General features: G+C 51.6%; 17 protein-coding genes, 2 tRNA genes and 4 other RNA genes. 13 read left to right on the top strand and 10 right to left on the bottom strand.

Annotated features, from left to right (window positions below; all coding sequences use genetic code 11):
* The first annotated feature begins 3 nt into the window (after positions 1–3).
* Genes AB2B48_RS07590 through narI form a run of 4 tightly spaced genes read left to right on the top strand, consistent with a single transcriptional unit; the run spans position 4 to position 6,666 of the window.
* Positions 4–3,747, top strand: coding sequence for a nitrate reductase subunit alpha (locus tag AB2B48_RS07590; protein ID WP_185669722.1), 3,744 nt, complete (start codon positions 4–6; stop codon positions 3,745–3,747).
* The gene (narH, locus tag AB2B48_RS07585; RefSeq protein ID WP_185669723.1) at positions 3,744–5,282 is read left to right on the top strand and encodes a nitrate reductase subunit beta; all 1,539 of its coding nucleotides are present in this window, start codon (positions 3,744–3,746) and stop codon (positions 5,280–5,282) included. Before AB2B48_RS07590 ends, narH begins: the two co-directional genes overlap by 4 nt.
* The gene (gene narJ / locus AB2B48_RS07580; RefSeq protein ID WP_368301423.1) at positions 5,279–5,989 is read left to right on the top strand and encodes a nitrate reductase molybdenum cofactor assembly chaperone; all 711 of its coding nucleotides are present in this window, start codon (positions 5,279–5,281) and stop codon (positions 5,987–5,989) included. The genes narH and narJ overlap by 4 nt, the downstream gene beginning before the upstream one ends.
* Positions 5,989–6,666 carry a respiratory nitrate reductase subunit gamma gene (gene narI, locus AB2B48_RS07575; protein WP_035895580.1) on the top strand — a complete coding sequence of 226 codons (678 nt, stop codon included), beginning with the start codon at positions 5,989–5,991 and terminating at the stop codon, positions 6,664–6,666. Before narJ ends, narI begins: the two co-directional genes overlap by 1 nt.
* Positions 6,667–6,884: 218 nt before the next feature.
* Here the strand turns inward: narI and AB2B48_RS07570 are convergent.
* From AB2B48_RS07570 to AB2B48_RS07535, 8 genes are all read right to left on the bottom strand, one after another.
* Positions 6,885–7,012, bottom strand: a non-coding RNA gene (locus AB2B48_RS07570) — RtT sRNA.
* Between the two features lie 46 nt (positions 7,013–7,058).
* Positions 7,059–7,186: non-coding RNA, RtT sRNA (locus AB2B48_RS07565), on the bottom strand.
* Between the two features lie 46 nt (positions 7,187–7,232).
* A non-coding RNA gene (locus AB2B48_RS07560) (RtT sRNA) lies at positions 7,233–7,360 on the bottom strand.
* A 46-nt stretch (positions 7,361–7,406) separates the two neighbouring features.
* Positions 7,407–7,491: transfer RNA gene (locus AB2B48_RS07555), tRNA-Tyr, on the bottom strand.
* A gap of 34 nt (positions 7,492–7,525) precedes the next feature.
* A non-coding RNA gene (locus tag AB2B48_RS07550) (RtT sRNA) lies at positions 7,526–7,657 on the bottom strand.
* A 44-nt stretch (positions 7,658–7,701) separates the two neighbouring features.
* A tRNA-Tyr gene (locus AB2B48_RS07545) sits at positions 7,702–7,786 on the bottom strand.
* A gap of 162 nt (positions 7,787–7,948) precedes the next feature.
* Positions 7,949–8,791 (bottom strand): formyltetrahydrofolate deformylase, encoded by an 843-nt coding sequence (gene purU / locus AB2B48_RS07540; RefSeq protein ID WP_185669725.1) that lies wholly within the window; start codon positions 8,789–8,791, stop codon positions 7,949–7,951.
* Between the two features lie 45 nt (positions 8,792–8,836).
* The gene (locus AB2B48_RS07535) at positions 8,837–9,295 is read right to left on the bottom strand and encodes a YchJ family protein (RefSeq protein ID WP_333010426.1); all 459 of its coding nucleotides are present in this window, start codon (positions 9,293–9,295) and stop codon (positions 8,837–8,839) included.
* Positions 9,296–9,406: 111 nt separating this feature from the next.
* On the opposite strand from AB2B48_RS07535, the gene rssA reads away from it, so the two are divergent.
* From rssA to galU, 3 genes are all read left to right on the top strand, one after another.
* A complete protein-coding gene (gene rssA / locus AB2B48_RS07530; protein WP_368301420.1) occupies positions 9,407–10,318 on the top strand; it encodes a patatin-like phospholipase RssA in 912 nt (303 codons plus the stop codon).
* 91 nt (positions 10,319–10,409) lie between these two features.
* The gene (gene rssB, locus AB2B48_RS07525; RefSeq protein WP_368301418.1) at positions 10,410–11,423 is read left to right on the top strand and encodes a two-component system response regulator RssB; all 1,014 of its coding nucleotides are present in this window, start codon (positions 10,410–10,412) and stop codon (positions 11,421–11,423) included.
* Positions 11,424–11,743: 320 nt separating this feature from the next.
* A complete protein-coding gene (gene galU / locus AB2B48_RS07520) occupies positions 11,744–12,652 on the top strand; it encodes a UTP--glucose-1-phosphate uridylyltransferase GalU (protein ID WP_333010423.1) in 909 nt (302 codons plus the stop codon).
* A 167-nt stretch (positions 12,653–12,819) separates the two neighbouring features.
* Here the strand turns inward: galU and hns are convergent, their stop codons facing one another.
* Positions 12,820–13,227: a histone-like nucleoid-structuring protein H-NS gene (gene hns, locus AB2B48_RS07515; RefSeq protein ID WP_185669730.1), complete on the bottom strand. Its 408-nt coding sequence runs from the start codon at positions 13,225–13,227 to the stop codon at positions 12,820–12,822.
* A 911-nt stretch (positions 13,228–14,138) separates the two neighbouring features.
* Between hns and tdk the strand changes: the two genes are divergently transcribed.
* The gene (tdk, locus tag AB2B48_RS07510) at positions 14,139–14,768 is read left to right on the top strand and encodes a thymidine kinase (RefSeq protein ID WP_185669969.1); all 630 of its coding nucleotides are present in this window, start codon (positions 14,139–14,141) and stop codon (positions 14,766–14,768) included.
* A 138-nt stretch (positions 14,769–14,906) separates the two neighbouring features.
* Here tdk and adhE read toward each other — a convergent pair whose 3' ends face one another.
* A complete protein-coding gene (adhE, locus tag AB2B48_RS07505; protein WP_368301415.1) occupies positions 14,907–17,576 on the bottom strand; it encodes a bifunctional acetaldehyde-CoA/alcohol dehydrogenase in 2,670 nt (889 codons plus the stop codon).
* A 496-nt stretch (positions 17,577–18,072) separates the two neighbouring features.
* Between adhE and AB2B48_RS07500 the strand changes: the two genes are divergently transcribed.
* From AB2B48_RS07500 to oppC, 5 genes are all read left to right on the top strand, one after another.
* The gene (locus AB2B48_RS07500; protein ID WP_220440816.1) at positions 18,073–18,720 is read left to right on the top strand and encodes a YchE family NAAT transporter; all 648 of its coding nucleotides are present in this window, start codon (positions 18,073–18,075) and stop codon (positions 18,718–18,720) included.
* Positions 18,721–19,311: 591 nt separating this feature from the next.
* On the top strand, positions 19,312–19,434 hold the full coding sequence (locus tag AB2B48_RS07495; protein ID WP_255581436.1) for a hypothetical protein: 123 nt from the start codon (positions 19,312–19,314) through the stop codon (positions 19,432–19,434).
* Between the two features lie 47 nt (positions 19,435–19,481).
* Positions 19,482–21,110, top strand: coding sequence for an oligopeptide ABC transporter substrate-binding protein OppA (oppA, locus tag AB2B48_RS07490; RefSeq protein WP_333500086.1), 1,629 nt, complete (start codon positions 19,482–19,484; stop codon positions 21,108–21,110).
* Positions 21,111–21,194: 84 nt separating this feature from the next.
* Positions 21,195–22,115, top strand: coding sequence for an oligopeptide ABC transporter permease OppB (gene oppB / locus AB2B48_RS07485; protein ID WP_333500085.1), 921 nt, complete (start codon positions 21,195–21,197; stop codon positions 22,113–22,115).
* Between the two features lie 14 nt (positions 22,116–22,129).
* Entirely contained in the window at positions 22,130–23,038 is a 909-nt protein-coding gene (oppC, locus tag AB2B48_RS07480; protein ID WP_333500084.1) for an oligopeptide ABC transporter permease OppC, read from the top strand.
* Positions 23,039–23,040 lie beyond the last annotated feature (2 nt).

The raw sequence follows: 23,040 nt of genomic DNA, 5'->3' as shown, positions 1-23,040 counted from the left end.
CCGATGAGTAAATTCCTGGACCGGTTTCGCTACTTTAAACAAAAGGGTGAAACATTTGCCGATGGGCACGGACAGATTCTAGATACCAACCGGGATTGGGAAGATGGATACCGCCAGCGTTGGCAGCATGATAAGGTCGTTCGTTCTACGCACGGCGTAAACTGCACTGGCTCCTGCAGCTGGAAAATTTATGTCAAAAACGGTCTGGTCACCTGGGAAACCCAGCAGACTGACTATCCGCGCACCCGTCCTGATCTGCCAAACCACGAACCTCGCGGCTGTCCGCGTGGGGCGAGCTATTCCTGGTACCTCTATAGCGCCAACCGTCTGAAATATCCGCTGATGCGCAAACGCCTGATGAAAATGTGGCGTGAGGCGAAAAAACTGCACAGCGATCCGGTTGATGCCTGGGCATCCATTATTGAAGATGCCGACAAAGCGAAAAGCTTCAAACAAGCGCGTGGTCGCGGCGGCTTCGTTCGTTCCTCCTGGCAGGAAGTGAACGAACTGATTGCGGCGTCCAACGTTTACACCGTGAAAACTTATGGCCCAGACCGTGTAGCAGGCTTCTCGCCAATTCCGGCGATGTCGATGGTCTCCTACGCTTCCGGCGCACGCTATCTCTCCCTGATTGGCGGTACCTGCCTGAGCTTCTACGACTGGTACTGTGACCTGCCGCCTGCCTCTCCGCAGACCTGGGGCGAACAGACCGACGTACCGGAATCTGCTGACTGGTATAACTCCAGCTACATCCTCGCCTGGGGTTCCAACGTTCCGCAGACCCGTACCCCGGACGCGCACTTCTTCACCGAAGTTCGCTATAAAGGCACCAAAACCGTTGCTATCACGCCAGACTACGCTGAAATCGCTAAGTTGTGCGACCTGTGGTTAGCACCGAAACAGGGTACCGATGCGGCCATGGCGCTGGCCATGGGCCACGTGATGCTGCGTGAATTCCACCTCGACAAACCGAGCCAGTACTTCACTGACTACGTTCGCCGCTACACCGACTTCCCGATGCTGGTGATGCTGGAAGAGCGCGAAGGTTATTACGCTGCGGGCCGTATGCTGCGTGCTGCTGACCTGGTTGACGCTTTGGGCCAGGAAAATAACCCAGAGTGGAAAACCGTTGCCATCAATACCGATGGCGAGATGGTGGCGCCGAATGGTTCTATCGGTTTCCGTTGGGGCGAAAAAGGTAAATGGAACCTTGAGCAACGTGACGGCAAATCCGGTGATGAAACCGAACTGCAGCTGAGCCTTCTGGGTAGCCACGATGAGATTGCTCAGGTGGGCTTCCCTTACTTTGGTGGTGAAGGCACCGAGCACTTCACCAGCGTCGAGCTTGAAAATATCCTGCTGCACAAACTGCCGGTGAAACGTCTGCAACTTGCCGACGGCACTACCGCGCTGGTGACCACCGTTTACGACCTGAACATGGCTAACTACGGCCTGGATCGCGGTCTGAACGATGAAAACTGTGCAACCAGCTACGATGATATCAAGGCATATACCCCGGCGTGGGCTGAGAAAATTACCGGTGTTCCACGTGCGCAGATTATTCGTATTGCGCGCGAGTTTGCCGATAACGCCGATAAAACGCACGGTCGTTCGATGATCATCGTTGGTGCCGGTCTGAACCACTGGTATCACCTCGATATGAACTATCGTGGCCTGATTAACATGCTGGTGTTCTGCGGTTGTATCGGCCAGAGCGGCGGCGGTTGGGCCCACTATGTCGGCCAGGAAAAACTGCGTCCGCAGACCGGTTGGCAGCCACTGGCATTCGGTCTTGACTGGCAGCGTCCAGCGCGCCACATGAACAGCACTTCCTACTTCTATAACCACTCCAGCCAATGGCGTTATGAGTCGGTTACCGCGCAGGAACTGCTGTCGCCGATGGCGGATAAATCTCGCTACACCGGCCATCTGCTGGACTTCAACGTCCGTGCAGAACGTATGGGCTGGCTGCCGTCTGCACCGCAATTAGGCACAAACCCACTGCGTATTGTTGATGATGCGAAGAAAGCCGGGATGGATCCGGTGGATTACACCGTTAAGGCGCTGAAAGAAGGTTCTATTCGTTTTGCGGCTGAACAGCCAGAAAACGGTAAAAACCACCCGCGTAACCTGTTCATCTGGCGTTCTAACCTGCTGGGCTCTTCCGGTAAAGGTCATGAATACATGCTGAAATACCTGCTGGGTACCGAACACGGTATTCAGGGGATGGATCTGGGCAAACAGGGCGGTCTGAAGCCGGAAGAAGTGGAATGGCAGGACAACGGTCTCGACGGTAAATTGGATCTGGTGGTGACGCTGGACTTCCGTTTGTCGAGCACCTGTCTGTATTCCGATATCGTGCTGCCAACGGCAACCTGGTATGAAAAAGACGACATGAATACCTCGGATATGCATCCGTTTATTCACCCGCTGTCTGCTGCTGTCGACCCAGCATGGGAGTCGAAAAGCGACTGGGAAATCTACAAAGGCATCGCGAAGAAATTCTCTGAAGTCTGCGTGGGTCACCTCGGCCAGGAAACGGACATTGTTACGCTGCCAATCCAGCATGACTCTGCGGCCGAACTGGCACAGCCGTTAGACGTGAAGGACTGGAAAAAAGGCGAATGTGACCTGATCCCAGGTAAAACTGCACCGCACATTATCCCGGTTCAACGTGATTATCCGGCAACCTACGAACGCTTTACCTCCATCGGGCCATTGATGGAAAAAATCGGTAACGGCGGTAAAGGGATTGCCTGGAACACCCAGAGCGAAATGGATCTGCTGCGTAAGCTCAACTACACCAAAGCAGAAGGCCCGGCGAAAGGCCAGCCGATGCTGGATACCGCGATTGATGCTGCTGAAATGATCCTCACCCTGGCGCCGGAAACCAACGGTCAGGTAGCGGTGAAGGCCTGGGCGGCGCTGAGCGAGTTTACCGGTCGTGACCACACGCACCTGGCGCTCAACAAAGAAGACGAAAAAATTCGCTTCCGTGATATTCAGGCGCAGCCGCGCAAGATTATCTCCAGCCCAACCTGGTCCGGTCTGGAAGACGAACACGTCTCTTACAACGCTGGCTATACCAACGTTCACGAGCTGATTCCATGGCGTACGCTGTCTGGTCGTCAGTCCCTGTATCAGGACCACCAGTGGATGCGTGACTTCGGTGAAAGTCTGCTGGTTTACCGCCCACCTATCGACACCCGTTCGGTGAAAGAGGTGATGGGTAAGAAATCAAACGGTAACCCAGAGAAGGCGCTGAACTTCCTGACTCCGCACCAGAAATGGGGGATTCACTCAACCTACAGCGACAACCTGCTGATGCTGACTTTAGGTCGCGGTGGTCCGGTGGTGTGGATGAGTGAAGAAGATGCCAAAGAGATCGGTATCGAAGATAACGACTGGATTGAAGTCTTCAACAACAACGGTGCGCTGACGGCACGTGCAGTTGTGAGCCAGCGTGTACCGGCTGGGATGACCATGATGTACCACGCGCAGGAACGTATTGTTAACCTGCCAGGTTCAGAAATTACCGGTCAACGCGGTGGTATCCATAACTCAGTGACCCGCATCACGCCAAAACCGACCCATATGATCGGCGGCTATGCGCACCTGGCTTATAGCTTTAACTACTACGGTACCGTGGGTTCGAACCGTGATGAGTTTGTGGTGGTACGTAAGATGAAGAACATTGACTGGTTGGACGGCGAAGGCAATGACCAGGTACAGGAGAGCGTAAAATGAAAATTCGTTCACAAGTCGGCATGGTGCTGAATCTCGATAAATGCATCGGCTGTCATACCTGCTCAGTGACCTGTAAAAACGTCTGGACCAGCCGTGAAGGGACCGAGTACGCATGGTTCAACAACGTTGAAACCAAGCCGGGTACCGGTTTCCCGACCGACTGGGAAGACCAGGAGAAATACAAAGGCGGCTGGATCCGTAAGATCAATGGCAAGCTGGTGCCGCGCATGGGTAACAAAGCGCTGCTGCTGGGTAAAATCTTCGCTAACCCGCATCTGCCAGGCCTGGATGATTACTACGAGCCGTTTGATTTTGACTACCAGACGCTGCACAACGCACCGGCTGATAGCAAGGCACAGCCGATTGCCCGTCCACGCTCGCTGATTACCGGTAAGCGCATGGACAAAATCACCAAGGGTCCGAACTGGGAAGACGATCTCGGCGGTGAGTTCGAGAAGCTGTCGAAAGACAAAAACTTCGACAACATGCAGAAGGCAATGTACGGCCAGTTTGAAAACACCTTCATGATGTACCTGCCGCGTCTGTGTGAGCACTGCCTTAACCCGGCATGTGTTGCTACCTGCCCGAGCGGTGCGATTTACAAGCGTGAAGAAGATGGCATCGTACTTATCGATCAGGATAAATGCCGCGGCTGGCGTATGTGCATCACCGGCTGCCCGTACAAAAAAATCTACTTTAACTGGAAGAGCGGGAAGTCTGAAAAATGCATCTTCTGCTACCCGCGTATCGAAGCGGGCCAGCCGACCGTGTGTTCAGAAACCTGTGTAGGCCGTATTCGTTACCTCGGCGTGCTGTTGTATGACGCGGATGCGATTGAAACCGCTGCGAGCACCGAGAACGAGAAAGATCTGTATCAGCGTCAGCTGGACGTGTTCCTCGATCCGAACGATCCGAAGGTCATCGAACAGGCGCAGAAAGACGGTATTCCGTTGAGCGTGATTGACGCTGCCCAGAAATCGCCGGTTTATAAAATGGCGATGGACTGGAAGCTGGCGCTGCCGCTGCACCCTGAATACCGCACGCTGCCGATGGTCTGGTACGTGCCGCCACTGTCACCAATTCAGTCCGCCGCCGATGCGGGTGAACTGGGCAGCAACGGTATTCTGCCGGACGTTGAAAGTCTGCGTATCCCGGTTCAGTACCTGGCTAACCTGCTGACCGCAGGCGACACCCAACCGGTAGTATTGGCGCTGAAACGTATGCTGGCGATGCGTCACTTCAAACGTACGGAAACCGTCGATGGCGTTATCGATACCCGTGCGCTGGAAGAGGTGGGGCTGACCGAAGCACAGGCGCAGGAAATGTACCGCTATCTGGCGATTGCTAACTACGAAGATCGCTTCGTGGTACCAAGCAGTCACCGTGAACAAGCGCGCGAAGCGTTCCCAGAGAAAAACGGTTGTGGCTTTAGCTTCGGCGATGGCTGCCACGGTTCGGACACCAAGTTCAACCTGTTCAACAGCCGCCGTATCGATTCTGTGGACGTGAGCAGCAAAACGGAGCCGCACGCATGATTGAACTCGTGGTGATTTCACGTCTCCTTGAGTACCCGGATGCTGCCTTATGGCAGCATCAAGGCGAACTCTTTGACGTTCTGTCTGAATCAGAAAAACTGGAACCCGCAGATGCTCAGGCCCTGGGCATCTTCCTGCGCGATTTAACCGCGCAGGATCTGCTGGATGCTCAGGCTGCCTATAGCGAACTGTTTGACCGTGGTCGCGCGACGTCGCTGCTGCTGTTCGAACACGTTCACGGCGAATCCCGCGACCGTGGGCAGGCGATGGTCGATCTGCTTAATCAGTACGAGCAGCATGGTCTGGTCCTCGACAGCCGTGAGCTGCCGGATCACCTGCCGCTGTATCTGGAGTATCTGGCGCAGTTGCCAGAGAGCGAAGCGATTGGTGGTTTGCAGGACATCGCGCCGATTATGGCGCTGCTCTGCGCGCGTCTGCAGCAGCGTGAGAGCCGTTACGCGGTGCTGTTTGAACAGTTGCTGAAGCTCGCGAACAGCGCGGTGGATGAAGCGAAAGTGGCGGAAAAAATTGCCGACGAAGCTCGTGATGATACGCCACAGGCGCTGGACGCGGTGTGGGAAGAAGAGCAGGTGAAATTCTTTGCCGACCAGGGCTGCGGTGATTCGGAAATTAGCAATCACCAGCGTCGTTTTGCCGGAGCCGTGGCCCCGCAATATTTGAATATCTCTAACGGAGGACAGCAATAATGCACTTCCTGAATATGTTCTTCTTCGACATTTATCCGTACATTGCGGGTTCTGTCTTCCTGATTGGCAGCTGGTTACGCTATGACTACGGTCAGTACACCTGGCGCGCTGCTTCCAGCCAGATGCTGGATCGCAAAGGGATGAACCTGGCGTCTAACCTGTTCCACCTCGGGATTCTGGGCGTGTTCGCCGGTCACTTTCTGGGCATGCTGACTCCACACTGGATGTATGAAGCGTGGCTGCCGCTGGAAGTGAAACAGAAGATGGCGATGTTTGGCGGCGGCGCAGCTGGCTTGATGTGTCTGGTTGGCGGTGTGCTGCTGCTTAAACGCCGTCTGTTCAGCCCACGCGTGCGTGCCACGACGACGGGTGCTGATATTCTGGTGCTGTCCGTTCTGGTTATCCAGTGTGCGCTGGGCCTGCTGACGATTCCGTTCTCCGCGCAGCATATGGACGGTAGTGAGATGATGAAACTGGTGGGTTGGGCGCAGTCCGTAGTGACCTTCCACGGTGGCGCTTCCGCCCATCTGGACGGCGTAGCGTTTATCTACCGTATGCACCTGGTGCTGGGGATGACGCTGTTCCTGCTGTTCCCATTCTCGCGTCTGGTACACATCTGGAGCGTGCCGGTCGAGTATCTGACCCGCAAGTATCAGATTGTTCGTGCGCGTCATTAATACGGTTCTATGATGCTCTAAACCCCGCTTCGGCGGGGTTTTTTGTTTGTGCGGCCTGTGCTCCCCGGCGGCGCTGCGCTTGGTCGGGCTACGATTGATTTGTAGCCCGGCCAAGCGCAGCGCCGCCGGGATAAATATGGCAGAGAGACAAATGGATTTAGAAAATTAAAAGAGATAGCTAAGGAGGATTTTAATATTAGATGAGGTACTAAAGAAGATGGTGGTGGGGGAAGGATTACTCGGCTGCGCCTCGCCCTTCGGGTCGTTGCCTGCGGCAACGCTTTCTCGCTGGCGCTCGAATCGAACCTTAGTCGAAGCTTCTCATCCTTCCCCGCATGGGTAGAATATAGAATTTCAGTGTTTTGATTTAGTGGGGTGCAATCAGGAAGTGATGGTGGTGGGGGAAGGATTACTCGGCTGCGCCTCGCCCTTCGGGTCGTTGCCTGCGGCAACGCTTTCTCGCTGGCGCTCGAATCGAACCTTAGTCGAAGCTTCTCATCCTTCCCCGCATGGGTAGAATATAGAATTTCAGTGTTTTGATTTAGTGGGGTGCAATCAGGAAGTGATGGTGGTGGGGGAAGGATTACTCGGCTGCGCCTCGCCCTTCGGGTCGTTGCCTGCGGCAACGCTTTCTCGCTGGCGCTCGAATCGAACCTTAGTCGAAGCTTCTCATCCTTCCCCGCATGGGTAGAATATAGAATTTCAGTGTTTTGATTTAGTGGGGTGCAATCAGGAAGTGATGGTGGTGGGGGAAGGATTCGAACCTTCGAAGTCGATGACGGCAGATTTACAGTCTGCTCCCTTTGGCCGCTCGGGAACCCCACCAGGGGCAATTCAAATTGTAGGTAAAGCTTGGAGATGGTGGTGGGGGAAGGATTATTCGTCGCTTCGCTCCTCACCCTTCGGGCCGTTGCCTTTGGCAACGTTCTCTCGCTTTCGCTCGAGTCGAACCTTAATCGAAGGTTCTCACCCTTCCCCGATAAGTGCAAACATCTGCATTGCTCACCGAGGTAACTACATCGCTGTAGTGAATAATGGTGGTGGGGGAAGGATTCGAACCTTCGAAGTCGATGACGGCAGATTTACAGTCTGCTCCCTTTGGCCGCTCGGGAACCCCACCACGGGGTAAAGCTTGGTTTTACTGGCCTGCTTCCTTCTGGGGAAGCGGGGCGCATCATATCAAATGACGCGCCGCTGTAAAGCATTCGTTTACCGAAAATGAACTGTTTGCGTGCTTTTTGTCCGTAACGGATTAAAGCTAATCAATTCATTTCGCTAGCGATTAAAGAATAATCGTTCGGTTACCGTAAACGAAGACGCGCTGCGCTAATACCTGGTACAGCGCACGGCTGAGAACGTTTTTCTCCACGTCGCGACCGGCACGCATCATATCTTCCGCCGTGTAGGTATGATCGACGTGAATGACGTCCTGCATAATGATTGGGCCTTCGTCCAGATTATCGTTAACGTAGTGCGCCGTAGCGCCAACAATCTTCACGCCGCGCTCATAGGCCTGATGGTACGGACGCGCACCGATAAACGCCGGCAGGAACGAGTGGTGGATGTTGATAATCTTGTTCGGGAAGCGAGAAACGAATTCAGGCGTCAGCACGCGCATATATTTCGCCAGCACCACGTAGTCCGGCTGGTGCGCTTCAATGGCATCCGCCATCAGCTTGTCGTGCTCTTCACGCGCTAGCCCTTCATGGCTGACCAGCTCGAATGGAATACCGAAACGCTCAACCAGCGAACGCAGCGTGTCGTGGTTGCCAATCACGGCAGCGATATCGACGTCCAGGCCGCCATAGTTGGCCTTCATCAACAGATCGCCAAGGCAGTGAGCCTCTTTGGTGACCAGAATCACGATACGACGGCGACCGGCTGGATTTAATTCGCGAACGGAGCCTTCCGGCAGCGCGCTGTCTAAGTCTGCCAGCAGGGTTGAATCGTTGAAGATCCCTTCCAGCTCGGTACGCATAAAGAAGCGGCCGGTGCGGTGATCGACAAACTCGTTGTTCTGCACGATATTCAGCTCGTGCTTGTAGCAGATATTGGTGATACGCGCGATAAGCCCTTTTTGGTCAGGGCAGATGGTGCGAAGAACTTTACGTTGAATGGAATGCATTGCCGGGTAAATCCTGTTGATGATGTTTGCGAAGCTGTTCCGGGCTTATTGCCCGCAGCATTTTTTAAATTTTTTCCCTGAGCCACAGGGGCAGGGGTCATTTCTGCCAATTAATGGACGGGTGCCATCAATATAGTACCACTGGCCGTTTTCTTTTAAGAATCGTGAACGCTCAATGATGGCGCCATTCTTGTTATTTTCACGAAAACGGGCCACGAAGCTGACAAAGCCTTCATCAGGCGAACGGCCTGGCTCGGTCGCGAAGACGGTCAGCCCCAGCCATTCGGTTTGACCAAATCCGTTCTGGATGTCGTCGCGGAAGGTTCCAGCCTGACAGGAGGGATGCCAGGTTTTCACCAGGTAATCGGCATCCCGCTTAACAAAGGCAGTGTAGCGCGAGCGCATCAGCAGTGACGGCTCGGCGGCACATTCGTTACCGGACAGATAACGCTGGCAACATAAGCTATACTCGAGAGCGCTGCCACAAGGGCACAGTTCAGACAAAGACAACTCCTGAATCGATAATTAACGGCGTTTTAACGCCCGATAGCACTATGTTAACCGAGCGCTGGCAATGATGCCACGCTATCAGTAAGAGGATGTTCATCGGTCGCAATGAGAAAAATCAAAATTGGCCTGGCATTAGGCTCAGGAGCTGCGCGAGGCTGGTCACATATTGGGGTCATTAAAGCGCTACAGAAGATGGGCATCGAGATTGATATTGTTGCAGGGTGTTCCATCGGTTCACTGGTCGGGGCGGCGTATGCCAGCAACCGGCTTCCTCAACTGGAAGAGTGGGTCTGTTCCTTCAGCTACTGGGACGTTTTGCGCCTGATGGATCTCTCCTGGCGGCGCGGTGGGCTTTTACGCGGCGAGCGGGTGTTTAATCAGTATCGGCAAATCATGCCTAATGAAGTGATTGAACAGTGCGAGAGGCGTTTTGCGGCGGTAGCGACTAATCTGAGTACCGGGCGTGAGCTGTGGTTTACCGAAGGCGACCTGCACATGGCGGTACGCGCATCCTGCAGCATCCCAGGCTTGATGGCGCCGGTGCTACATAACGGCTACTGGTTGGTTGACGGCGCGGTGGTTAACCCGGTTCCCGTTTCGCTGACCCGTGCGCTGGGTGCCGATATTGTGATAGCGGTTGATTTGCAACATGACGCACATCTTATGCAGCAGGATCTCCTGTCCGTCCATATTCAGCCCGATGAAGAGATAAATGAATCAGCAGATGAGCTATCATGGCATGAGCGTCTGCGTGCCCGACTCGGTCGCGCCGCAGCGCGTCGTTCGGTGGTAGCGCCGACGGCGATGGAAATCATGACGACCTCAATCCAGGTTCTGGAAAACAGACTTAAGCGAAACCGCATGGCGGGTGACCCGCCGGATATTTTATTACAGCCGTTTTGCCCCCAGATCTCGACACTGGATTTTCATCGAGCCTCATCTGCAATAGCCGCGGGTCAACAAGCGGTTGAAAAAAAGACAGATGAGCTTTTGCCTTTGGTACAGAGTTCGACTTAAGGCATTTTTTTCGACTACTTCAGCATATTCTGACAGGCGATTATCACAATAGCATGCCACTATTTAATTATCGTCGGGCAGGGGAGACATCATGACGCAGCCGTTGGCGGGAAAACAGATTTTGATAGTCGAAGACGAACCCGTTTTCCGCTCACTTATGGACTCATGGCTTTCGTCACTGGGTGCGAAAACGCTGGTGGCGCAGGACGGCGTCGACGCTCTGGCGCAGATGGCGCTGCAAAAACCTGACCTGATGATTTGCGATCTCGCGATGCCCCGCATGAATGGGCTGCAGCTGGTGGAGCACGTCCGCAACGCCGGTGAGCAGATTCCAATCCTGATTATTTCCGCCACTGAAAATATGGCCGATATTGCCAAAGCGCTACGCCTTGGCGTACAGGACGTCTTATTAAAACCGGTGAAAGACCTGAACCGACTGCGTGAGACGGTGCTGGCCTGTCTTTATCCCAATATGTTTAATTCCCGGGTGGAAGAAGAAGAGCGGTTATTTGAAGACTGGGACGCGTTGGTTAACAATCCTGCTACCGCGGCTAAGCTCTTACAGGAGTTGCAGCCGCCGGTTCAGCAGGTTATTTCACGCTGTCGTATAAATTATCGCCAATTAATGGCGGTGGACGCGCCGGGGTTGGTGCTCGATATTGCGCCGCTATCAGAACACGATTTGGCTTTTTATTGCCTGGATGTCACCCGGGCAGGGGATAATGGCGTGCTGGCGGCGTTATTACTTCGCGTGCTTTTTAATGGCCTGCTTCAGGAGCAGCTTTCCCACCAGGGGCAACGGTTGCCGGAATTGGGCAGTTTGTTAAAACAGGTCAACCAACTTCTTCGCCAGGCAAATCTTCCAGGTCAGTTCCCACTGTTGGTTGGTTATTACCATAGCGGATTAAAAAATCTTATCCTCGTGTCGGCCGGTTTGAATGGAACCTTAAATACCGGTGAGCATCAAATACAAATAAGCAATGGCGTTCCTTTGGGGACGTTAGGAACGGCCTATCTCAATCAAATAAGTCAACGCTGCACTTCATGGCAGTGTCAGATTTGGGGTAATGGCGGCCGTTTACGCTTAATGTTGTCTGCGGAATGAGCAAACGCATTTTTTTACAGGGATAGCTTTAACAGCTTATCTGCCGTAGTGATACTATCTGGCAAATTGATGTGGATATACTCGTCATGTTTCAGCGTGCTGGTGCGTTGGTCAGGTTCATTACTTTTGTGACAGTGTTTCAATCTGTAACCTGAGTTTATGAGCGGCGTTCCCTCCTACAGCTCGACTTCTTCGAGTATTAATCTTAATTCGAGGTTAACGCATTCTTTTCGGAGCAGCCTCATGTGGCTGTGATGATATACTTATTGCGTTATTAATTAACGAGCAAGTTCAAAGTTTGAACAGTTCAGGAGATTTGAATGGCTGCCCTAAATTCGAAAGTAAGAAAGGCTGTAATCCCGGTGGCGGGATTAGGTACAAGGATGCTGCCAGCAACGAAAGCAATCCCTAAAGAAATGCTGCCGTTGGTGGATAAGCCTTTAATTCAGTATGTTGTGAACGAGTGTATTGCAGCTGGTATCACTGAAATTGTACTGGTTACCCATTCTTCCAAGAATTCCATTGAAAACCACTTTGACACCAGCTTCGAGCTTGAAGCCATGCTGGAGAAGCGCGTAAAACGTCAGCTTCTGGAAGAGGTGCAGTCTATCTGTCCTCCACACGTGACCATCATGCAGGTGCGTCAGGGGCTGGCGAAAGGTCTGGGTCATGCGGTGCTGTGTGCTCATCCGGTCGTGGGTGATGAACCCGTTGCGGTTATTCTGCCAGACGTGATTCTGGATGAATATGAATCCGATCTGAGCCGTGACAACCTTGCTGATATGATTGCGCGTTTCGATGAAACTGGCGCAAGTCAGATCATGGTTGAGCCGGTAGCAGACGTGACGGCGTACGGTGTGGTTGACTGTAAAGGTGCCACTCTGAACCCAGGCGATAGCGTCCCAATGGTTGGCGTGGTTGAGAAGCCAAAAGCGGACGTTGCGCCGTCTAACCTGGCCGTGGTTGGTCGCTATGTCCTGAGCGCTGAAATCTGGCCGCTGCTGGCAAAAACCCCTCCGGGTGCCGGCGACGAAATTCAGTTAACCGATGCTATTGATATGCTGATCGAAAAAGAAACGGTTGAAGCGTATCACATGAAAGGCAAAAGCCACGACTGTGGGAATAAACTCGGTTATATGCAGGCGTTTGTTGAATACGGTATTCGCCACAATACGCTGGGCGAAGATTTCAAAGCCTGGCTGCAAGACACGTTGGGCGTTGCGAAGTAATTTAACGAATGTTGCTAAAGCCGGGGAAACCCGGCTTTTTTATATCTGAATAACACTAATGGATAAAAAACGAGCGCCATTATGCCTGCTTGTTATCATCGCCAGTGTTTTTCAGATATAAAAAATCCCGCCGAAGCGGGATTTTTACGAAGCAGGATGGATTAACCTTAGATCAGGAAATCGTCCAGGGATTTGCCCTGTTCTTCCATTGCTTTTTTGATAACTGCTGGAGTACGGCCCTGGCCAGTCCAGGTTTTAGTTTCGCCGTTTTCGTCTACGTAGCTATATTTAGCCGGACGAGCAGCGCGTTTAGCTTTAGTGCCAACTTTAGCAGCAGCCATGCTATTCAGCAGTTCGTTCGGGTCAATACCGTCAGCAATCAGCATTTCGCGATATTGTTGCAGTTTACGAGTGCGCTCTTCAACTTCAGCAGCTGCCGCATTTTCTTCTTCACGACGTTCGTTAACAACAACTTCTAATTTTTCCAGCATTTCTTCAAGCGTTTCAAGGGTGCATTCTCTTGCCTGCGCACGAAGAGTACGGATGTTGTTCAAAATTTTAAGTGCTTCGCTCATTGTAGTAATCTCAAACTTATATTGTGGGGTGGTTTGTTGAGGTAATAATAGAGCGATAAAATCAGTTGTGCAATAGGGAAGAATGTAAGGAATTCAAAATAACCTGTTATTTGGTGCGATATTTAATATGTATAAGTTAAATTGCTGACGAACACCCACTGCCGCGCTACGCTTATTGTTGAAGGGCAACACGTGATTACACGCGGGATGCAGGACGGTTTGCCCACATAAATATACTCCGTATGGATAAATATCAACCTTATGTATTAGCCAGAATGCATCCTTTGCCGAACACGGTTTTATCGTGGATAAAGGGGATGGATCCTTACCGCTTTGTGCCCTCCAGGCTTTCTGCTGCTCTGTTTCTTAACCTTCATTCATCTATTTGATTGATAGCACGCGGCGATAAATTGTATACGCACGGTAAGTAAGTTCAATGGAGGAAAAGGGCAATTGCGTCGCACGGTATACGGGGCGGCGGGGTTATGTCCATAGTTATGACGATGTTATTTTCGGAAGGTTACGTTTAATTTGCAGATAACAATGGTAAGGACTTCGCTACACAAATTGTGGTGGATCACATTTTCTCTGCTGAACTCATTAATCTTTTCAACTATTAATCTTGCTAGCTATTTTTTTTACCCTGCGATCATTACACCTACGTGCGCGCAGGGAGGCAAACGATTAAATAGTTCAGTTGAATGATGATGTTACGGGTGTGTGCCGCAACATTATGCAAGACGGCGTTGAGGTATTGTTTAATATTCTCAGTCTGCGTCGCGTATACCCGTACGCTGTGTTTCTCCCTATGTGGAGGTATACATAACGTCCAGATGACACAGGAAGCCAGGGGGCTAATATGGTACACTGCGCTCCGTTTAAAAAACGCATCGATTAGGACTCCTCAGCCAATGGCACAACTTTATTTCTACTACTCAGCAATGAATGCGGGCAAATCGACGGCACTTTTACAGTCGTCGTACAATTACCAGGAGCGGGGGATGCGCACCATCGTTTATACCGCTGAAATAGACGATCGCTTTGGTGCGGGTAAGGTCAGTTCGCGTATTGGCCTCTCATCGCCTGCAAAGCTGTTTAATCAAAACAGCCAGTTATTCGATGAAATTAACGCTGAGAACGCTCGTGAGGCGGTTAATTGCGTGCTGGTGGATGAATGCCAGTTTCTGACGCGTGAGCAGGTCTACGCGCTCTCTGACGTGGTGGATAATCTGGATATTCCGGTATTGTGCTATGGCCTAAGAACCGATTTCCGTGGCGAACTGTTTAGCGGTAGTCAGTACCTGCTGGCGCTCTCTGATAAGCTGGTTGAATTAAAAACGATTTGCTTCTGCGGGCGTAAGGCCAGCATGGTGCTACGCCTCGATCAAGAAGGGCGTCCCTACAACGAAGGTGAGCAGGTGGTGATTGGCGGTAATGAGCGCTATGTCTCCGTTTGCCGTAAGCATTACAAAGAAGCGCTGGAAGAGGGCTCACTGGCCGTTATCCAGGATCAACACAATCATACCTGCCGTTCTTGTTAATCCCTTCCTGATGCGTTTCCTGCCGTTTTAGAGACGGGCAGGGAACGTGTTGCTTTTTTATACCGTTTATCAGGCATAAAAAAAGCCCCATCAATGATGGGGCTTGTTCATTTTGCTTTTCAGCCAGAAATGAGCGGATTATTTCTTCGCTTTTTTCTCTGCTTTAGCTGGAGCGGCTTCTTTCTTCTCTTCTACAGCGCCTTCTACGAAGTTACGACCGTAGTAAGTATCCATCAGGATCTGTTTCAGTTCAGAAATCAGTGGGTAACGCGGGTTAGCACCGGTGCACTGGTCATCAAACGCATCTTCAGACAGTTTGTCAACGTGTGCCAGGAAGTCAGCTTCCTGTACGCCAGCTTCACGGATAGACTTAGGAATACCCAGTTCAGCTTTGATCTCTTCCAGCCAGCCCAGCAGTTTTTCGATTTTCGCTGCGGTACGGTCGCCCGGTGCAGACAGACCCAGATGGTCAGCGATTTCAGCGTAGCGACGACGTGCTTGTGGACGGTCGTACTGGCTGAATGCAGTCTGTTTGGTTGGGTTGTCGTTCGCGTTATAACGAATAACGTTGCTGATCAGCAGGGCGTTCGCCAGACCGTGAGGAATGTGGAACTGAGAGCCCAGCTTGTGCGCCATGGAGTGACATACACCCAGGAAGGCGTTCGCAAACGCGATACCTGCGATGGTGGCTGCACTGTGAACGCGCTCACGAGCTACCGGGTTCTTAGAACCTTCATGGTAGGACGCTGGCAGGTTTTCTTTCAGCAGTTTCAGAGCCTGCAGAGCCTGACCGTCGGAGAACTCGGAAGCCAGCACGGAAACGTAAGCTTCCAGGGCGTGAGTCACCGCATCCAGACCACCGAAAGCACACAGGGACTTCGGCATATCCATAACCAGGTTGGCATCAACAATCGCCATGTCTGGAGTCAGCGCGTAGTCAGCCAGTGGGTATTTCTGGCCAGTTGCGTCGTCGGTTACTACCGCAAACGGCGTCACTTCAGAACCGGTACCGGAAGTGGTGGTGATAGCAACCATTTTCGCTTTCACGCCCATTTTCGGGAACTTGTAGATACGTTTACGGATGTCCATAAAGCGCAGCGCCAGTTCTTCGAAGTGAGTTTCTGGGTGTTCGTACATGACCCACATGATTTTGGCTGCGTCCATCGGGGAACCGCCGCCCAGTGCGATGATCACGTCTGGTTTGAAGGAGTTCGCCAGCTCTGCACCTTTACGAACGATGGTCAGAGTCGGGTCAGCTTCAACTTCGAAGAACACGTCAGTTTCAACGCCAGCTGCTTTCAGTACAGAAGTGATCTGGTCTGCGTAGCCATTGTTGAACAGGAAGCGGTCGGTCACGATCAGCGCGCGTTTGTGGCCATCGGTAATCAGCTCATCTAACGCGATTGGCAGTGAGCCACGACGGAAGTAGATAGATTTCGGAAGTTTGTGCCACAACATGTTTTCAGCTCGCTTAGCAACGGTTTTCTTGTTGATCAGGTGCTTAGGACCAACGTTTTCAGAGATGGAGTTACCACCCCATGAACCACAACCCAGAGTCAGGGAAGGTGCGAGTTTGAAGTTGTAGAGGTCACCGATACCACCCTGGGAAGCAGGGGTGTTGATCAGGATACGCGCGGTTTTCATCTTCTGACCGAAGTGAGCAACGCGTTCTGGCTGGTTGTCCTGGTCGGTGTACAGGCAAGAGGTATGACCGATACCGCCCATCGCAACCAGTTTCTCAGCTTTCTCAACAGCATCGTTGAAGTCTTTTGCACGATACATCGCCAGAGTTGGAGACAGTTTTTCGTGTGCAAACGGTTCGCTTTCGTCGACAACTTTCACTTCACCAATCAGGATCTTAGTGGTTGCCGGTACGGTGAAGCCCGCCAGTTCAGCAATTTTGTATGCTGGCTGACCAACGATAGCGGCGTTCAGCGCGCCATTTTTCAGGATGATGTCCTGAACGGCTTTCAGCTCTTTGCCCTGCAGCATGTAGCCGCCGTGGCTTGCGAAACGTTCGCGAACGGCATCGTAAACGGAGTCAACAACAACAACGGACTGTTCAGAAGCACAGATTACGCCGTTATCGAAGGTTTTAGACATCAGAACCGATGCCACAGCACGTTTGATATCAGCGGTTTCGTCGATAACCACAGGAGTGTTACCTGCGCCTACGCCGATAGCTGGTTTACCGGAGCTGTATGCCGCTTTAACCATGCCTGGACCACCGGTCGCGAGGATCAGGTTGATATCCGGGTGGTGCATCAGTGCGTTGGACAGTTCTACAGACGGTTGGTCAATCCAGCCGATCAGATCTTTTGGCGCGCCAGCAGCGATTGCAGCCTGCAGAACGATATCTGCTGCTTTGTTGGTTGCATCTTTAGCACGTGGGTGCGGAGAGAAGATGATGGCGTTACGCGTCTTCAGGCTGATCAGCGATTTGAAGATAGCGGTAGAAGTTGGGTTAGTGGTCGGTACGATACCGCAGATGATGCCGATTGGCTCAGCGATGGTGATGGTACCGAAAGTGTCGTCTTCAGACAGAACACCACAGGTCTTTTCATCTTTATAGGCGTTGTAGATATATTCTGAAGCGAAGTGGTTTTTGATCACTTTGTCTTCAATAATACCCATGCCGGATTCGGCAACGGCCATTTTTGCGAGAGGGATTCGAGCATCTGCAGCGGCCAGAGCGGCGGCGCGGAAGATTTTGTCAACTTGCTCTTGAGTGAAACTGGCATATTCACGCTGGGCTTTTTTTACGCGCTCTACGAGTGCGTTAAGTTCAGCGACATTAGTAACAGCCATAATGCTCTCCTGATAATGTTAAACTTTTTTAGTGAATCATCTGCTCGACAAGTCAGTATAGACAAATCGCCTGCAGCTGGCGAAAAAGTTAAGGAAACAAGGTGTTATCCACGAACTGATTCACTGATTTACTAAAAGAGCTTCGATTTAGCCAAGGAGCTCACCGGCCAGGATACGCTATTTTTATGAAGGCGTTTCCCTTTCGGTGTAAGCAGATTACCCACTTCTGAGTACGATTTGCATGATCTAAATCAAGTTTAAGCCAAGCTGACACCTTTCAGCAGGGCGCTTTTAGCAAATTATAAATGCCGTTAATCAATCGTGAGTAGTTGTGGGCTTAACATTAGCATATTTTATACAACTCGGTAACACTCTGTTTTGTACCCGGTTTTATGGATAATTCAGATGAACCTAAGGCCTAAACAGGGTATTGTCAGCGCAAATTATGGTTTGCCGTTCGTCAACTACTAACTTTTAATGATGCTCTGGGGTTAACGTGATTCAAACGCTGTTTGATTTTCCTATCTTCTTTAAGTTCTTTATCGGCCTGTTTGCGCTGGTCAACCCGGTGGGGTTGATTCCTGTTTTCATCAGTCTGACGAGCAATCAGACGGCGATGGTGCGAAATAAAACCAACCTGACGGCGAGCCTTTCCGTCGCCATTATCCTGCTGACGTCATTATTCCTTGGCGACCTGATTCTGCAACTGTTCGGGATCTCCATTGATTCCTTCCGCATCGCCGGTGGGATTCTGGTGGTGAGCATCGCGATGTCGATGATCAGCGGCAAGCTAGGAGAGGACAAACAGAATAAGCAGGAGAAATCGGAAACCTCGGTGCGCGAAAGCCTTGGTGTGGTACCGCTGGCTCTGCCGTTGATGGCCGGACCGGGGGCGATCAGTTCGACCATCGTGTGGGGTACGCGTTTCCACTCTCTTCCTTATTTACTCGGCTTCTCGCTGTCTATCGCGCTGTTTGCTTATTGCTGCTGGGGGATTTTCCGTATTTCGCCGTGGTTAGTGCGTATGCTGGGGCAGACGGGGATCAACGTGGTGACGCGTATTATGGGTCTGCTGCTGATGGCGCTGGGCATTGAGTTTATTGTGACCGGCATCAAATCCATCTTTCCCGGTCTGGTCGGTTAATTATGCTGCGGCGGTAGTGGCGTTGTGGTCGCGATTACCGCCGTGACTATCGGAAAAACATATTCTTAAACTTTTGTTGTAAGCTATGCATAATTAATTTGAATGTTTTAAAAAATTGACTTTAATCAATCAGATACTCTCGCCTCCTGTCTGCTTTCTCAGCAACTCACATGTTATTTCTCTCACACCATACTCTGGCGCTTGCTGTTAGATAATTGAAATGATATTAGTAATTTCAGTTTCAACGCAGAGTTATGTGCTAAAAAATAAGCAACTGTTAAATTTTCGTACAAAAAACGCACACCTTTGCAGAGCGCACATGTGCAGGGCGCTAGTTTTCATCTATCTAATTGAAAAATATTGATTTCAGATAGGTTAATTTTGCGATTAGGCTACCGGGCAGCGCACAGTATGTTGAGCAAAAGAGAATTGCTTAACAAATTTGCAAATTATATTGGCGGCAGTGATAGGCATTTGGTACTTTCCGGCCTGAGTTATTCGCAAGATAAAATTTTGTAAACGGTAACTGTTTCTGGTTGTAAGCAGTTATTAACGGATAAGAAAAGTTTCCCGACAGGGGGGAAGCTTTTAATGAATCGACGTCAGGTTGCCAATAAGAGCAACCGTAATAAAAAAGTCGGTGATAGCAGCAGTAAAACGACCCGGCAGACGCAAAAATCTCCTGCGCTGTACGGGAACCCGAAACGGGATTAAACAGGCTGGCGTGAGTCAGTAATAATAATGAACGGAGTATCAACACAATGTCCATCATCACAAAAAAAAGCCTGGTTGCGGCAGGCATTCTTACCGCACTGATCGCGGGTAATGTCATGGCTGCAGATGTTCCTGCAGGCGTACAGTTGGCAGAAAAGCAAACGCTGGTACGTAATAACGGCTCCGAAGTGCAGTCGCTTGATCCACATAAGATCGAAGGCGTTCCAGAATCCAATATTAGCCGCGATCTGTTTGAAGGATTACTTGTTAGCGACCTGGACGGCCATCCGGCACCGGGTGTTGCAGAATCCTGGGATAATAAAGATTTTAAAGTCTGGACCTTCCATCTGCGTAAAGATGCCAAATGGTCCGACGGTACCCCCGTTACCGCGCAAGATTTCGTTTACAGCTGGCAGCGTTCGGTTGATCCGAAAACCGCATCTCCTTATGCAAGTTACCTGCAGTATGGCCATGTCGCCGGTATTGATGAGATCCTCGAAGGCAAAAAACCGATTACCGATCTCGGCGTAAAAGCGGTTGACGACCACACCTTAGAAGTGACCTTAAGTGAGCCGGTTCCTTATTTCTACAAACTGCTGGTGCACCCGTCGACTTCGCCGGTACCAAAAGCGGCAATCGAAAAATATGGCGAAAAATGGACTCAGCCAGCAAACATCGTCACCAACGGTGCCTATAAATTAAAAGATTGGGTGGTGAACGAGCGCATCGTCCTTGAACGTAGCCCAACCTATTGGAATAACGCGAAAACGGTTATCGATCAGGTTACCTTCCTGCCAATCTCTTCAGAAGTGACTGACGTAAACCGCTACCGTAGCGGCGAAATCGACATGACCTATAACAATATGCCGATTGAGCTATTCCAGAAGCTGAAAAAAGAGATCCCGAGTGAAGTTCATGTCGACCCGTATCTCTGCACCTACTATTACGAAATTAACAACCAGAAAGCACCGTTTACCGATGCGCGCGTGCGTACCGCACTGAAGCTGGGTATCGATCGCGATATTATTGTTAATAAGGTTAAAGCGCAGGGCGATATGCCAGCTTATGGCTACACGCCGCCTTATACCGATGGCGCAAAACTGACGCCACCAGAATGGTTCGGTTGGACGCAGGCTAAACGTAACGAAGAAGCGAAGAAATTGCTGGCCGAAGCGGGCTACACTGCGGATAAACCGCTGACCATTAATCTTCTGTACAACACGTCCGATCTGCACAAGAAGCTGGCGATTGCTGCCGCATCGTTGTGGAAAAAGAACATTGGCGTGGATGTGAAGTTGGTTAACCAGGAGTGGAAAACCTTCCTGGATTCCCGTCACCAGGGGACGTTCGATATCGCGCGCGCAGGCTGGTGTGCGGACTATAACGAACCGACCTCTTTCCTGAATACCATGTTGTCTAACAGCTCAATGAATACCGCGCACTATAAGAGCCCGGCATTTGATAGCATCATGGCGGAAACGCTGAAAGCGACCGATGAAGCGCAGCGTACCGCACTGTATAGCAAAGCAGAGCAGCAACTCGACAAAGACAGCGCGATTGTACCGGTTTATTACTATGTCAACGCCCGCCTGGTGAAACCGTGGGTCGGTGGTTATACCGGCAAAGATCCGCTGGACAACACCTATACAAGAAACATGTATATTATTAAGCACTAATGGCAATACGTGGGTCAGGCCTTGCTTGACCCACGGTGTCTCGCGTTACTGCATTATTACAGGCACAGCCAAAAGGTATGGGCAATGTTGAAATTTATTCTCCGTCGTTGTCTGGAAGCGATTCCGACGCTATTTATTCTAATTACTATTTCGTTCTTTATGATGCGCCTTGCACCGGGAAGCCCTTTTACGGGTGAGCGTACTTTGCCGCCGGAAGTGATGGCAAATATCGAAGCGAAATATCATCTGAACGATCCTATTACCACTCAGTATTTTAACTATCTGAAGCAGCTTGCTCATGGTGATTTTGGGCCATCGTTTAAATACAAAGATTATACGGTGAACGATCTGGTGGCGAGCAGCCTGCCGGTATCGGCCAAGCTTGGCGCCGCAGCGTTTCTGCTGGCCGTTATTCTTGGTGTGTCGGCGGGGGTGCTGGCTGCGCTGAATCAAAACACCAAATGGGATTACGCGGTAATGGGGGTGGCAATGACCGGGGTGGTCATACCGAGCTTCGTTGTCGCACCGCTGCTGGTGATGATATTCGCGATCACGCTGCATTGGCTGCCAGGTGGTGGCTGGAACGGCGGGGCGATTCAATTCATGATCCTGCCAATGGTAGCGCTCTCTCTGGCCTATATTGCCAGCATTGCGCGTATTACCCGCGGCTCAATGATTGAGGTTTTACATTCAAACTTCATCCGTACCGCACGGGCGAAAGGGTTACCGATGCGGCGGATTATTTTCCGCCATGCGTTAAAACCTGCGCTGTTGCCGGTGCTTTCCTATATGGGGCCAGCCTTCGTCGGTATTATTACCGGTTCGATGGTTATCGAGACAATCTACGGTTTGCCGGGGATTGGACAGCTGTTCGTTAACGGGGCGCTTAACCGCGATTACTCCCTGGTGTTGAGCCTGACCATTCTGGTTGGTGCACTGACGATCCTGTTTAACGCGGTGGTAGACGTGCTCTACGCCGTGATTGACCCGAAAATCCGTTACTAAGGCTGGAGTTCGCCATGATGTTAAGTAAAAAAAACAGCGAGGCGCTGGAAAACTTCAGTGAGAAGCTGGAAGTTGAAGGGCGTAGCCTCTGGCAGGATGCGCGTCGACGCTTCATGCACAACCGCGCGGCGGTTGCCAGCCTGGTTGTGCTGGTTGTGATTGCACTGTTCGTGACGCTGGCGCCCATGTTGTCGCAGTTCTCCTATTTCGACACCGATTGGGGCATGATGTCTAACGCGCCGGATATGGCTTCCGGCCACTACTTCGGCACCGACTCCTCCGGGCGTGACCTGCTGGTGCGCGTCGCTATCGGTGGGCGTATTTCCCTGATGGTCGGGATCGCTGCGGCGCTGGTGGCCGTGATTGTGGGCACGTTGTATGGCTCACTGTCCGGTTATCTGGGCGGTAAAGTCGATTCGGTGATGATGCGCCTGCTGGAAATCCTCAACTCCTTCCCGTTCATGTTCTTTGTGATCCTGCTGGTGACCTTCTTTGGGCAAAACATCCTGCTGATCTTCGTGGCTATCGGGATGGTGTCCTGGCTGGATATGGCGCGTATCGTGCGTGGCCAGACCCTCAGTCTTAAGCGCAAAGAGTTTATCGAAGCGGCACAGGTCGGCGGTGTATCGACCGTCAATATCGTGGTTCGCCATATCGTGCCAAACGTGCTGGGCGTGGTGGTGGTTTACGCCTCGCTGCTGGTGCCGAGCATGATCCTGTTTGAATCCTTCCTGAGCTTCCTCGGCCTGGGTACCCAGGAGCCGTTGAGTAGCTGGGGCGCATTGTTAAGCGATGGGGCAAACTCAATGGAAGTTTCGCCGTGGCTGCTGCTGTTCCCGGCCGGATTCCTGGTTGTGACCCTGTTCTGTTTTAACTTTATCGGCGATGGCCTGCGTGATGCCCTCGACCCGAAAGACCGTTAAGG

Source organism: Kluyvera sichuanensis (genome assembly GCF_040930405.1).
GTDB classification, from domain to species: Bacteria; Pseudomonadota; Gammaproteobacteria; order Enterobacterales; family Enterobacteriaceae; genus Kluyvera; species Kluyvera sichuanensis.
The sequence above is the reverse complement of the archived record's forward strand: the minus strand, read 5'-3'. Positions and strand labels throughout refer to the sequence as shown.

Bases quoted from the DNA above. Each gene is read 5' to 3' on its own strand.
- AB2B48_RS07590 (WP_185669722.1), top strand. From the start codon at position 4: ATGAGTAAATTCCTGGACCGGTTTCGCTACTTTAAACAAAAGGGTGAA.
- narH (WP_185669723.1), top strand. From the start codon at position 3,744: ATGAAAATTCGTTCACAAGTCGGCATGGTGCTGAATCTCGATAAATGC.
- narJ (WP_368301423.1), top strand. From the start codon at position 5,279: ATGATTGAACTCGTGGTGATTTCACGTCTCCTTGAGTACCCGGATGCT.
- narI (WP_035895580.1), top strand. From the start codon at position 5,989: ATGCACTTCCTGAATATGTTCTTCTTCGACATTTATCCGTACATTGCG.
- purU (WP_185669725.1), bottom strand. From the start codon at position 8,791: ATGCATTCCATTCAACGTAAAGTTCTTCGCACCATCTGCCCTGACCAA.
- rssA (WP_368301420.1), top strand. From the start codon at position 9,407: ATGAGAAAAATCAAAATTGGCCTGGCATTAGGCTCAGGAGCTGCGCGA.
- rssB (WP_368301418.1), top strand. From the start codon at position 10,410: ATGACGCAGCCGTTGGCGGGAAAACAGATTTTGATAGTCGAAGACGAA.
- galU (WP_333010423.1), top strand. From the start codon at position 11,744: ATGGCTGCCCTAAATTCGAAAGTAAGAAAGGCTGTAATCCCGGTGGCG.
- hns (WP_185669730.1), bottom strand. From the start codon at position 13,227: ATGAGCGAAGCACTTAAAATTTTGAACAACATCCGTACTCTTCGTGCG.
- tdk (WP_185669969.1), top strand. From the start codon at position 14,139: ATGGCACAACTTTATTTCTACTACTCAGCAATGAATGCGGGCAAATCG.
- adhE (WP_368301415.1), bottom strand. From the start codon at position 17,576: ATGGCTGTTACTAATGTCGCTGAACTTAACGCACTCGTAGAGCGCGTA.
- AB2B48_RS07495 (WP_255581436.1), top strand. From the start codon at position 19,312: ATGAATCGACGTCAGGTTGCCAATAAGAGCAACCGTAATAAAAAAGTC.
- oppA (WP_333500086.1), top strand. From the start codon at position 19,482: ATGTCCATCATCACAAAAAAAAGCCTGGTTGCGGCAGGCATTCTTACC.
- oppB (WP_333500085.1), top strand. From the start codon at position 21,195: ATGTTGAAATTTATTCTCCGTCGTTGTCTGGAAGCGATTCCGACGCTA.
- oppC (WP_333500084.1), top strand. From the start codon at position 22,130: ATGATGTTAAGTAAAAAAAACAGCGAGGCGCTGGAAAACTTCAGTGAG.